10 protein-coding genes and 1 pseudogene are annotated in these 11403 nt (G+C 74.7%); 8 read left to right on the top strand and 3 right to left on the bottom strand.

All coding sequences use genetic code 11. The features are described 5' to 3' along the window. A pseudogene (locus ACWGB8_RS35735) lies at nt 1–260 on the top strand (hypothetical protein); the annotation flags it as partial. A 21-nt stretch (nt 261–281) separates the two neighbouring features. Here the strand turns inward: ACWGB8_RS35735 and ACWGB8_RS35740 are convergent. Next, nucleotides 282–878 carry a TetR/AcrR family transcriptional regulator gene (locus ACWGB8_RS35740; protein WP_452217829.1) on the bottom strand — a complete coding sequence of 199 codons (597 nt, stop codon included), beginning with the start codon at nt 876–878 and terminating at the stop codon, nt 282–284. A gap of 140 nt (nt 879–1018) precedes the next feature. Between ACWGB8_RS35740 and ACWGB8_RS35745 the strand changes: the two genes are divergently transcribed. Next, a complete protein-coding gene (locus ACWGB8_RS35745) occupies nt 1019–2221 on the top strand; it encodes a macrolide family glycosyltransferase (protein ID WP_452217830.1) in 1203 nt (400 codons plus the stop codon). Here the strand turns inward: ACWGB8_RS35745 and fdhD are convergent. Next, entirely contained in the window at nt 2214–3035 is an 822-nt protein-coding gene (gene fdhD / locus ACWGB8_RS35750; protein WP_452217831.1) for a formate dehydrogenase accessory sulfurtransferase FdhD, read from the bottom strand. The two genes, ACWGB8_RS35745 and fdhD, sit on opposite strands and share 8 nt — an antisense overlap. A gap of 169 nt (nt 3036–3204) precedes the next feature. On the opposite strand from fdhD, the gene hutH reads away from it, so the two are divergent. After that, nucleotides 3205–4782 (top strand): histidine ammonia-lyase, encoded by a 1578-nt coding sequence (hutH, locus tag ACWGB8_RS35755; protein ID WP_452217837.1) that lies wholly within the window; start codon nt 3205–3207, stop codon nt 4780–4782. Between the two features lie 30 nt (nt 4783–4812). Here hutH and ACWGB8_RS35760 read toward each other — a convergent pair whose 3' ends face one another. Beyond that, nucleotides 4813–5235 (bottom strand): hypothetical protein, encoded by a 423-nt coding sequence (locus ACWGB8_RS35760; protein ID WP_452217832.1) that lies wholly within the window; start codon nt 5233–5235, stop codon nt 4813–4815. Between the two features lie 203 nt (nt 5236–5438). Here ACWGB8_RS35760 and ACWGB8_RS35765 point away from each other — a divergent pair, with 203 nt between their 5' ends. The 5 genes from ACWGB8_RS35765 (at nt 5439) to ACWGB8_RS35785 (ending at nt 11314) form a co-directional block, all read left to right on the top strand. Further along, nucleotides 5439–6344, top strand: a complete 906-nt coding sequence (locus ACWGB8_RS35765) for a MurR/RpiR family transcriptional regulator (protein ID WP_452217833.1) — start codon at nt 5439–5441, stop codon at nt 6342–6344. A gap of 66 nt (nt 6345–6410) precedes the next feature. Then, the gene (locus ACWGB8_RS35770) at nt 6411–6758 is read left to right on the top strand and encodes a hypothetical protein (RefSeq protein ID WP_452217834.1); all 348 of its coding nucleotides are present in this window, start codon (nt 6411–6413) and stop codon (nt 6756–6758) included. Nucleotides 6759–7092: 334 nt separating this feature from the next. After that, complete coding sequence (gene hutU / locus ACWGB8_RS35775) at nt 7093–8760, top strand: urocanate hydratase (protein WP_452217835.1); 1668 nt, start codon at nt 7093–7095, stop codon at nt 8758–8760. 20 nt (nt 8761–8780) lie between these two features. After that, nucleotides 8781–9965: an allantoate amidohydrolase gene (locus tag ACWGB8_RS35780; protein ID WP_452217838.1), complete on the top strand. Its 1185-nt coding sequence runs from the start codon at nt 8781–8783 to the stop codon at nt 9963–9965. Beyond that, nucleotides 9956–11314: a formimidoylglutamate deiminase gene (locus ACWGB8_RS35785; protein ID WP_452217836.1), complete on the top strand. Its 1359-nt coding sequence runs from the start codon at nt 9956–9958 to the stop codon at nt 11312–11314. Before ACWGB8_RS35780 ends, ACWGB8_RS35785 begins: the two co-directional genes overlap by 10 nt. Nucleotides 11315–11403 lie beyond the last annotated feature (89 nt).

Here is an 11403-nt window from a genome sequence, read left to right on the forward strand (position 1 = left end):
CGCCGGCCGCGGCCCCTGCGGCCGCTCCGGCCCCCGCTGCGGCCCCGGCCGCCGCAGCCGCGGCCTCCGCCGAGCAGGGAACCCCGCTGGCGGCGAAGGGCAAGGGCGGCAAGAGCGGCAAGAAGGACAAGTCCAAGAAGAAGAAGGGCTTCTTCAAGTCCGCCTTCGGCATCATCTTCGGCGTGATCGCGGGCGTCCTGGTGGTCGCCCTGGTCGTCATCCTGGTCATGGTGCTGCTGCGCCGCCGCAAGCGGGACTGACGCCGGGCCGGCCCCGCGGCGTCAGGGGCGCAGGGCGCGCAGCACGGCGTCCAGGAGGCGGTCGGCGTAGGCGTGGTCCAGCGGGCCGAGGCCGTGCAGCCAGCGGTAGTAGAGCGGGCCGTAGAGGAGTTCGACGGCCAGGTCGAGGTCGGCGTCGGCGGCGATCGCGCCGGCCTCCCTGGCGGCCCGCAGGCGGTCCCGGGTGACGTCCAGCAGCGGGTCGAGCAGGCGCTCGCGGTACTCGCGGAGCAGCGCCGGGTCGAGCAGCACCTCCGAGGTGAGGGCGCGCCCGGTGTGGTTGAAGCCGGGGTCGGCGAGCTCGTCGGCGGTCGGGCGCAGTACGGCGCGCAGGTCGGCGGCGAGGTCGCCGGTGTCGGGCAGCGCGAGGCTGCCGGCGGCGTCCTCGTTGGCGGCCAGGAAGGCGTCGAAGACGACGGCTCCCTTGGAGGGCCACCAGCGGTAGATGGTCTGCTTGCCGACGCCGGCGCGGGCCGCGATCGCCTCGATGGTGAGCTTGGCGAAGCCCGTCTCGGCGACCAGCTCGGCGGCGGCGGTGAGGACGGCCGTGCGCGAGCGTTCGCTGCGGCGGGCGGGGTCGGGGGTGCTGCTTCTCGTCATGGCGTTCATCCTACCGCCAGACGGAACGATACGTCTCGTCTTGACGCGGGATCAGGACTGGTGCACTCTGGAGGGGCTGCGAGACGAATCGTCTCGTCTTGCATCGGCCCGGCCGACCGCCGCGCACCCCAGGAGGACGCATGACCCGCCGCCCCGCCCACATCGCCATGGTCTCCATCCCGGCCCACGGCCACGTCAACCCCAGCCTGGAGGTCGTCCGCGCCCTGGTCGCCCGCGGCCACCGGGTCAGCTACGCCAACGACCGCTCCTTCGCCGACCTCGTCGAGTCCACCGGCGCGACCCTCGTCCCGTACGAGACCGTGCTGCCGATGGAGGAGTCCTCGGAGGTCTGGATGCAGGACCCGGTGGCCATCCAGGACCTCTTCCTGAGCGACGCCGCCGCCATGCTCCCGCCCCTGCGCGACGCCCTCGACCAGGACCGCCCCGACCTCTTCCTCTACGACATCGCCGGGTACGCCGGGCGGGTCCTCGCCGAGGCGTGGGACGTGCCGATCGTCCAGCTCTCGCCCACCTTCGTCGGCTGGGAGGGCGTCGAGGAGGACCTTGCCGAGGTGTTCGAGTCCATCCGCACCGGGCCCGGCGGCCCCGAGCACATGCGCCGCTTCACCGACTGGCTGGTCGACAACGGCGCCGCCGTGCACGACCCCGAGGAGTTCAAGTCCCGGCCGGTGCGCTCGCTCGCCCTCGTGCCGCGCGCCCTGCAGCCCAACGCCGACCGGGTCGACCCCGAGCGCTACACCTTCCTCGGCCCCTGCCTCGGCGACCGCTCGCACCAGGGCGGCTGGGAGCGCCCCGCCGGGGCCGACCGGGTGGTGCTGGTCTCGCTCGGCTCGGCCTACACCCACCAGCCGGCGTTCTACCGCGCCTGCGTCGAGGCCTTCGGCGGCCTGCCCGGCTGGCACGTCGTCCTGCAGATCGGCAAGCACACCGACCCGGCCGAGCTCGGCGAGCTCCCGGCCAACGTCGAGGTCCACCCGTGGGTGCCGCAGCTCGCGATCCTGGAGCAGGCCGACGCCTTCGTCACCCACGCGGGCATGGGCGGCACCAGCGAGGGCCTGTACTGCGGGCTGCCGATGATCGCCGTCCCGCAGGCCGTCGACCAGTTCGCCAACGCCGACCGGCTCGTCGAACTCGGCGTCGGCCGCCGGATCGACACCGAGCAGGCCACCGCCGAGGCGCTGCGCGGCGCCCTGCTGGAGCTCACCGCGGACCCGCAGGTCGCCGAGCGGCTCGCGGCCATCCGCCGGGAGCTGCGCGAGGAGGGCGGCACCGGCCGCGCGGTCGAGCTGATCGAGGCCGCGCTGCCGGCCGCGGTCAGCTGATCCGGTCCGGGCGGGTGTAGACGTTGGCGCTCTCCCCGCGCAGGAAGCCCACCAGGGTCAGGCCCAGCTCCTCGGCCAGTTCCACGGCCAGCGAGGACGGCGCGGAGATCGCGGCCAGCAGCGGGACGCCCGCCAGCGCGGCCTTCTGGGTCAGCTCGAACGAGGCCCGGCCGCTGACCAGCAGCACCTGCCCGGTCAGCGGCAGCCGGCCCGCGCGCAGCGCCCAGCCGACCACCTTGTCCACGGCGTTGTGCCGCCCGACGTCCTCCCGGGCGCAGAGCAGTTCCCCGGTCGCCGGGTCGAACAGCCCGGCCGCGTGCAGGCCTCCGGTCGACGCGAAGGTCCGCTGGGCGGCCCGCAGCCGGTCCGGCAGGCCGTACAGCAGCTCCGGCGCGACGGTCAGCGGGTCGTCGGCGACCGGGCGGCGCACGTGGGTGCGCACCGCCTCCACGGTGTCCCGGCCGCAGAGACCGCAGGCGCTGGAGGTCAGCAGGTTCCGGTGCGCGGAGAGCGGCAGCGCGCCGGGGGTGCGCAGCGTCGCGTCGACCACGTTGTAGGTGTTGGCGCCCTCGGCGTCGGTGCCGGCGCAGTAGCGCAGGGCCGCGAGGTCCTCCCCGGAGTGCACCAGGCCCTCGCCGACCAGGAACCCGGCGACCAGGTCGAAGTCCTGGCCGGGGGTGCGCATGGTGACGGTCAGCGGCTCGCCGCCGACCCGTATCTCCAGCGGCTCCTCCGCCGCCACCGCGTCCGGCCGCGCAATGCGCCCGTCCCCGCGCAGCCGCACCACCCGCCGCCGCGCCGTCGCCCGCGTCATCGGCCCGCCACCTCCGTACGTTCCCTTGCCCACCCCAGACTGCGGCACGGCGCCGCGGATCCGAAATCGCCGGCGCGGCGGGGAGCCCTGCGGTCCGGGCCGGTCCGCACGGACGGCGGGCCAGCAGTTGTCATATCTTCATTCACCTGCTGTGATAATGCATATGGATATGCACAGTGCTGCGGCCCCCGACGCGCCGCTCGTCCAGGTCGGCAAGGCCGACGTCAGTGCCGAGGACGTCCTCGCCGTCGCCCGGGGCGGTGCCCGGGTCGAGATCGGGCCGGACGCGCTCGCCGAGATGGCCGCGGCGCGGGCCCGGATCGACGCGCTCGCGGCCGAGCCGCGCCCCGTCTACGGGGTCTCCACCGGATTCGGCGCGCTGGCCGTCCGCCACATCAGCCCCGAGCTGCGCGCCCAGCTGCAGCGCTCGCTGGTCCGCTCGCACGCCGCCGGGATGGGCCCGGCCGTGGAGCGCGAGGTGGTCCGCGCGCTGATGTTCCTGCGGATGAAGACCCTCGCCTCCGGCCGCACCGGCGTCCGCCCGCTGGTCGCGCAGACCATGGCGGCCCTCCTCAACGCCGGCATCACCCCGGTCGTCCGCGAATTCGGCTCGCTCGGCTGCTCCGGCGACCTCGCCCCGCTCTCCCACTGCGCCCTGGCGCTCATGGGCGAGGGCACCGCGACCGGCCCCGACGGCGTCGAGAAGCCCGCCGGCGAACTGCTCGCCGCCGCCGGCATCGAGCCCGTCGAACTGCTGGAGAAGGAGGGCCTGGCCCTCATCAACGGCACCGACGGCATGCTCGGCATGCTGGTGATGGCCATCGCCGACCTGCAGCGGCTGTTCACCACCGCCGACATCACCGCCGCCATGACCCTGGAGGCGCTGCTCGGCACCGACCGGGTGCTCGCCCCCGAACTGCACGCCCCGATCCGCCCGCACCCCGGCCAGGCGCTCTCCGCCGCCAACATGCTGGCCGTCCTCAAGGACTCCGGCCTCACCGGCCACCACCAGGACGACGCCCCGCGCGTCCAGGACGCCTACTCCATCCGCTGCGCCCCGCAGGTCGCCGGCGCCGGCCGCGACACCGTCGCGCACGCCCAGCTGGTCGCCGCCCGCGAGCTGGCCGCCTCGGTCGACAACCCGGTGGTCCTGCCGGACGGCCGGGTGGAGTCCAACGGCAACTTCCACGGCGCCCCGGTCGCGTACGTGCTGGACTTCCTCGCCATCGCCGCCGCCGACCTGGGCTCCATCTCCGAGCGCCGCACCGACCGGCTGCTGGACAAGGCCCGCTCGCACGGCCTGCCGGCCTTCCTCGCCGACGACCCGGGCGTGGACTCCGGCCTGATGATCGCCCAGTACACCCAGGCCGCCCTGGTCAGCGAGAACAAGCGGCTCGCCGTCCCCGCCTCGGTCGACTCGATCCCGTCCTCCGCCATGCAGGAGGACCACGTGTCGATGGGCTGGTCGGCCGCCCGCAAGCTGCGCCAGTCCGTCGAGAACCTCGGCCGGATCCTCGCCGTCGAGCTGACCGCCGCCTCCCGCGCGCTGGAGATCCGCCGGCAGGCCGACGCGAGCGGCACGGTGGCCCCCGCCACCGCCGCCGCACTGGCCGCCGCCCGGGAGGCCGGGGTCGGCGGCGCCGGCCGCGACCGCTTCCTCTCGCCGGACCTGGAGGCCGCCGCGGCGCTGGTCGCCTCCGGCGAGCTGGTCCGGGCGGTCGAGAAGGTCACCGGCCCGCTGGCCTGACCCGCGGCGCCCCCGGTGGGGCGGGCGGGATCAGTCCCACTCGCCCCGCCGGGCGCGCGCGGCCTCCCGCTCGCCCTGCACGCGCTCGGCGATCGCGGACGAGGCGCTCACCCCGACGATCCCGGCCCAGCAGACGAGCAGGCCCATCAGGCCCGAGGTGCCCGCCGCGACCCCGGACAGCGGGACGGCCATGACCAGCGTGAACATGTGCCGCCAGCTCGCCCGGCCGGCCGCGGAGGCCCCCGGGCCCCGGCCGCCGGACCGGCCCGGGTGGCCGGCGCCGTGCTCGGCGAGCCGACGCTCGACCCGGGCGTCCACCTGGGCGTCGAGCCGGGCGTCCAGCCGGGAGAGGAAGGAGTCGACGATCTCCGACTCGTACTCCTTGCCCAGTTCCTTGCGCGTCTGCACGGCGGCGTCGAGATCGCGCCTGAGTTCGTCCTGACGACTTTCCATGGGCCCAGCGTGCGCCCGCCGCAGGGGCCCGGTCCACCTGCGGGGGGCCCAATCCGGGTCGCTTCAGGGGGAAATCAGGGTTCCCCCGAGAACCGCCCGCCGGCCCCCGTCCCACCGCGCGGTCCGGCGTACGAGACCGCGTTGCCCGCGCCACCGGACTGCTGCACAGTCGTCCGGACAGCCCGAACCCGGAGGTACCGCTGATGACCGCCACCGACCACACCGGTGCCCCGACCGGCGGCCCGGACGGCGAGGACTCCGGTGCGGTCGGCCCCTCGGCCCGGCTGCTCCAGCTCTTCGAGGGCCACCGGCTGACCCCCACTCAGCGGCGCATCGCCCACTCCCTGGTCCGGCACGCCACCGAGGCGCCGTTCCTCTCCAGTGTCGAGGTCGCCGAACTCGCCGGCGTCAGCCAGCCCTCGGTGACCCGCTTCGCCGTGGCGCTCGGCTACGACGGCTACCCGGCGCTGCGCAAGCAGCTCCGGGAACTCGGTGCGGGCGAACCGGCCGCCCCGGAGACCCCGGACGACGCCGTGCGCAACGAGCACCAGCAGGCCGTCCTCGCCGAGATCGAGCACCTGCGCCACCTCGCCGAACTCCTCGCCGACCCCGAGCCGATCATCCGTGCCGCCCGGCTGCTCGCCGCCTCCCGCCCGCTGCCGGTGCTCGGCCTGCGTGCCGCCTCCGCCCAGGCCCGCGGCTTCGCCTACTTCGCGGCCAAGGTCCACCCCGACATCCGGCTGCTCGACGAGGGCGGCTCGATGCTCGCCGACCGCCTCGAACAGGCCGCGGCGGCCGGGGCCAGCGCGCTGCTCTGCTTCGCACTGCCGCGCTACCCGCGCGAGCTGATGGACGCGCTGGCCGTCGCCCGGGACTGCGGTCTGACCGTGCTCACCGTCGCCGACTCCGCCTTCGCGCCGGTCGCCAAGCTCTCCGACCTGCTGCTGCCGGCCGCCGTCGGCACCGGCCTGGTCTTCGACACCGCCTGCGCACCGATGATGCTCGGACGGGTACTGCTGCAGACCATGTGCGACGAACTCCCGGGCGCCGAAGCCCGCTTGGAGGCCATCGAGCAGTCGGCGGCGGCCCGCGGGCTGTTCCTGGAATAGCCGGACCGGCTGACCATGCGTCAACCGGGGCGAATCCGGGCATCCTTCCCCGTAGGGGGTGCCGTCATGCGCGTGATCCACGAGATGAAGTTCGTCGGCCGGCTCGCCTCCGGCGCCGACGAGTGGTCCTGCCCGGCCTGCGGACGCCGGGTCACCCTGCGCCGCCTGCCCGAGCCCGAACTCACCGTCCTCGACCCGGGCGACGAGACCGCCGTCCACGTCGGCGTCATCGAACCCGATCCGCGCGCCGCCGCGGCCGCCGAGAAGTACGGCCTCGGCCCCGTCCAGGACATCCCGCGCCCGCCCGGCCTGCCAGCACCGCCCGGCCCGCCCGCCCCGGCCGGACCCGACGCCGAGGACCGCCGCTGGCTTGCCGAGATCGGCATCGACTGGGACGGCGAGTCGGCGGCCTGAGGCCCGGTCGGCCCTTCGGGCCGTACAGGGGCAGGTCCGCGGCGACCGGTTCTGGCGGCGGCTCGCCGTACCCGCCGTTCAGTGCGCCCTGGCGCGGGCCGTCGCGGAGGCGGGTGCAGAGCGTCCAGTCCGTGCGGCGACGGCCCTCATCGCGTTCCTCCGTCCGTCGGCGCTTGGGCCGAGTGGCTGGTGTTCGCCCGCTCCAGGGCAGCGCCGGGCAGGGTGGGGGGCTGTGGCTGATCGGATGGGGGTGAGGGCTGGTCGCGAGCCGACTGATTGGATATATTCAGTCTGCTCAATCTTGAATGAATCCATCCGCAGGGAGGCCGGGAGCATGGTGCAGCAGACGAGCGGGCCGCGTGAGGTGCGTGCGGCGCGCGGGACGGGGCTGACGGCGCAGGGGTGGCAGCAGGAAGCCGCCCTGCGGATGCTGATGAACAACCTCGACCCGGAGGTCGCCGAGCACCCCTCGAAGCTGGTGGTGTACGGCGGGACGGGCAAGGCGGCGCGGGACTGGCGCTCCTTCGACGCCATGGTGCGCACGCTGCAGGGCCTGAAGCAGGACGAGACCATGCTGGTCCAGTCCGGCCGTCCGATCGGCGTGATGCAGACCCACGAGTGGGCACCGCGCGTGCTGATCGCCAACTCCAACCTGGTCGGCGACTGGGCCAACTGGGAGGAGTTCCGCCGGCTGGAGAGCCTCGGCCTCACCATGTACGGCCAGATGACCGCCGGTTCGTGGATCTACATCGGCACCCAGGGCATCCTGCAGGGCACGTACGAGACCTTCGCGGCCGTCGCCAACAAGCGCTTCGACGGCACCCTGGCGGGCACCGTCACCCTCACCGCCGGCCTCGGCGGGATGGGCGGCGCCCAGCCGCTGGCCGTCACCATGAACGGCGGCGTGGCGATCTGCATCGACTGCGACCCGTCCCGGATCGCCCGCCGGATCGAGCACCGCTACCTGGACGTCGAGGCGAAGAACCTCGCGCACGCCCTGGAGCTCGCCACCGCCGCCCGCGACAAGAGGCAGCCGCTCTCCATCGGCCTGCTGGGCAACGCAGCCGAGCTGTTCCCGCAGCTGCTGGCGATGGACGCGCCGATCGACATCGTCACCGACCAGACCAGCGCCCACGACCCGCTCAGCTACCTGCCGATCGGCGTGGCCTTCGACGACATGGCGACCTACGCGGCCGAGAAGCCCGCCGAGTTCACCCAGCGCTCGCGCGAGTCGATGGCCAAGCACGTCGAGGCGATGGTCGGCTTCCAGGACCGCGGCGCCGAGGTCTTCGACTACGGCAACTCGATCCGCGGCGAGGCCCAGCTGGCCGGCTACGACCGGGCGTTCGCCTTCCCGGGCTTCGTGCCCGCGTACATCCGCCCGCTGTTCTGCGAGGGCAAGGGCCCGTTCCGCTGGGCCGCCCTCTCCGGCGACCCGCAGGACATCCACAAGACCGACAAGGCCGTACTCGACCTCTTCCCGGAGAACGAGTCGCTGCACCGCTGGATCCGGATGGCCCAGGAGAAGGTGCACTTCCAGGGCCTGCCCGCGCGGATCTGCTGGCTCGGCTACGGCGAGCGCGACAAGGCCGGCGAGCGCTTCAACGACATGGTGGCGAGCGGCGAGCTCTCCGCCCCGATCGTGATCGGCCGCGACCACCTGGACTGCGGCTCGGTGGCCTCGCCGTACCGCGAGACCGAGGCGATGCTGGACGGCTCCGACGCGATCGCCGACTGGCCGCTGCTGAACGCCATGGTCAACGTCGCCTCGGGCGCCTCCTGGGTCTCCATCCACCACGGCGGCGGCGTCGGCATCGGCCGCTCGATCCACGCCGGCCAGGTCACCGTCGCCGACGGCACCGCGCTGGCGGGCGAGAAGATCCGCCGGGTGCTCACCAACGACCCGGGCATGGGCGTCATCCGGCACGTCGACGCCGGCTACGACCGGGCCGACGAGGTGGCCGCCGAGCGCGGCGTCCGCGTCCCGATGGGTGAGCTGTGACCTCCGACAGCTTCGAACGGATGTGGGCGGAGCTGCTCCCCGTGGGCCGCTCCGCCGCATCCGGCGGCTACCGCCGCTTCGCCTGGAACTCCGCCGACACCGAGTGCCGCGCCTGGTTCGAGGAGCAGGCGCGCAGCCGCGGCCTGGCGTACGAACTGGACCGCAACGGCAACCAGTGGGCCTGGCTGGGCGACCCGCGGGCCGGCGGCGCGGTGGTCACCGGCTCGCACCTGGACTCCGTCCCGGACGGCGGCGCCTACGACGGCCCGCTCGGCGTGGTCTCCTCCTTCGCGGCCCTGGACGAACTCCGGGGCCGCGGCGCCGCGTTCACCCGGCCGCTGGCGATCGTCAACTTCGGCGACGAGGAGGGCGCCCGGTTCGGCGTGGCCTGCATCGGCTCCCGGCTGACCGCGGGCGTGCTGTCCAAGGAGGCCGCGTACGAGTTGCGCGATGCCGACGGGGTGCGGCTGCCGGACGCCATGGAGCGGGCCGGCCACGACCCGGCGACGATCGGCGCGGACGACGACCGGCTGGCCCGGATCGGCGCCTTCGTGGAACTGCACGTCGAGCAGGGCCGCTACCTGACCGAGGACCGGCCGGTCGGCGTGGCCAGCGCGATCTGGCCGCACGGCCGCTGGCGCTTCGACTTCCACGGCGAGGCCAACCACGCCGGCACCACCCGGGTCGAGGACCGCCGCGACCCGATGCTGACCTTCGCCGCCACCGTGCTCTCGGCGCGGGAGCGGGCGCAGCTCGCGGGCGCCCTGGCCACCTTCGGCAAGGTTGCGGTCGAGCCGAACGGCACCAACGCGATCGCCTCCCTGGTCCGCGGCTGGCTGGACTCCCGGGCCGCCGACGAGGGCACCCTCACCGGGCTGGTCGCCGCGATCGAGCGGGCCGCCCGCGAGCGCGGCGGGCGCGACGGCGTCCGGGTCGAGCTGACCCGCGAGTCGTACACCCCGGTGGTGGACTTCGACGGGCCGCTGCGCGACCGGCTGGCCAAGACCCTCGGCGGGGTCCCGGTGCTGCCGACCGGTGCGGGACACGACGCCGGAATCCTCGCATCGGCGATCCCGACCGCCATGCTGTTCGTACGGAACCCGAGCGGCGTCTCGCACTCCCCGGCGGAGCACGCCGAGACCGCCGACTGCCTGGCCGGGGTCGCCGCCCTCGCCGACGTACTGGAGGACCTGGCGTGTCAGTGACCTACTGGGCGGAGTACGCCTGGCTGCCGCACGTCAACGGGCCGGTGGTCGAGCGGGCCGTGCTGATCGCCACCGGCGCCGGCGGGCGGATCACCGCGGTCACCCCGGAGAGCGGCCCCTGCCCGCCCGGCGCCGTCCGGCTCGAAGGGCTGCTCGTCCCCGGGCAGGCCAACGCCCACTCGCACGCCTTCCACCGGGCGCTGCGCGGCAACGTCCAGGTCGGCTCCGGCACCTTCTGGACCTGGCGGGACACCATGTACCGCTTCGCCGGGGTGCTCGACCCGGACAGCTACCTGGCGCTCGCCACCGCGGTGTACGCCGAGATGGCACTCGCCGGGATCACCGCGGTCGGGGAGTTCCACTACCTGCACCACGCCCCCGGCGGGGTCCGCTACGACGACCCCAACGCGATGGGCGAGGCGCTGGTCGAGGCCGCCGCCCGGGCCGGCATCCGGATCACCCTGCTGGACACCTGCTACCTGTCGTCCGGCTTCGGCGCCGAGCCGACCAAGCCGCAGCGCCGGTTCAGCGACGGCGACGCCGACGCCTGGGCCGAGCGGGTGGACGGGCTCAAGCCGCGCGACCACGCCCGGATCGGCGCCGCGATCCACTCCGTCCGGGCCGTGCCCGCCGATCAGCTGGGCACCGTCGCGCACTGGGCGTCGATGCGCAAGGCCCCGCTGCACGTCCACCTCTCCGAGCAGACCGCCGAGAACGACGCCTGCCTCACCGCGCACGGCGTCACCCCGACCCGGCTGCTCGCCGACCACGGCGCGCTCGGCCCGCGCACCTCGGCCGTGCACGCCACCCACCTCACCGACGAGGACATCAAGCTCCTCTCGGACACCTCCACCACCATCTGCATGTGCCCCACCACCGAGCGGGACCTCGCGGACGGCATCGGCCCGGCTCGCCGGCTGGCCTCCTCCGGCTGCCCGGTGACCCTCGGCAGCGACAGCCACGCCGTCATCGACCCGTTCGAGGAGGCCCGCGCCCTGGAGCTGGACGAGCGGCTGCGCACCCGCACCCGCGGGCACTGGACGGCCAACGCGCTGCTGCGGGCCGGCACCGAGGACGGCCACGCCTCGCTGGGCTGGCCGGAGGCCGGGCGGATCGAGGTGGGCTCGCTGGCGGACTTCACCGTCATCGCGCTGGACTCGGTGCGCACCGCCGGGCCGCCGTCGCACCTGGGCGCCGAGATCGCGGTGTTCTCCGCCTCGGCCGCCGACGTCCGCCACGTGGTGGTCGGCGGGCGGCACGTCGTCCGGGACGGGGTGCACCAGCTGGTGCCGGACGTCGCGGCGGCGCTGCGCGACTCCATCGCGGCCCTGAGCTGCCGGGCCGACTGAGCCGGGCCACCCGGCCGCCCCGCACCGGGCGGGCGGCCGAGACCCCACCGGACTCCCGGGGGCGGTCGGCGGGGGCTGATCCCGCCGAC

The sequence above is a fragment of the Kitasatospora sp. NPDC054939 genome, assembly GCF_053610105.1.

Excerpts from the sequence above, each read along its gene's own strand:
- ACWGB8_RS35740 (WP_452217829.1), bottom strand. The coding sequence starts at position 878 with ATGACGAGAAGCAGCACCCCCGACCCCGCCCGCCGCAGCGAACGCTCG.
- ACWGB8_RS35745 (WP_452217830.1), top strand. The coding sequence starts at position 1,019 with ATGACCCGCCGCCCCGCCCACATCGCCATGGTCTCCATCCCGGCCCAC.
- fdhD (WP_452217831.1), bottom strand. The coding sequence starts at position 3,035 with ATGACGCGGGCGACGGCGCGGCGGCGGGTGGTGCGGCTGCGCGGGGAC.
- hutH (WP_452217837.1), top strand. The coding sequence starts at position 3,205 with ATGCACAGTGCTGCGGCCCCCGACGCGCCGCTCGTCCAGGTCGGCAAG.
- ACWGB8_RS35760 (WP_452217832.1), bottom strand. The coding sequence starts at position 5,235 with ATGGAAAGTCGTCAGGACGAACTCAGGCGCGATCTCGACGCCGCCGTG.
- ACWGB8_RS35765 (WP_452217833.1), top strand. The coding sequence starts at position 5,439 with ATGACCGCCACCGACCACACCGGTGCCCCGACCGGCGGCCCGGACGGC.
- ACWGB8_RS35770 (WP_452217834.1), top strand. The coding sequence starts at position 6,411 with ATGCGCGTGATCCACGAGATGAAGTTCGTCGGCCGGCTCGCCTCCGGC.
- hutU (WP_452217835.1), top strand. The coding sequence starts at position 7,093 with ATGGTGCAGCAGACGAGCGGGCCGCGTGAGGTGCGTGCGGCGCGCGGG.
- ACWGB8_RS35780 (WP_452217838.1), top strand. The coding sequence starts at position 8,781 with ATGTGGGCGGAGCTGCTCCCCGTGGGCCGCTCCGCCGCATCCGGCGGC.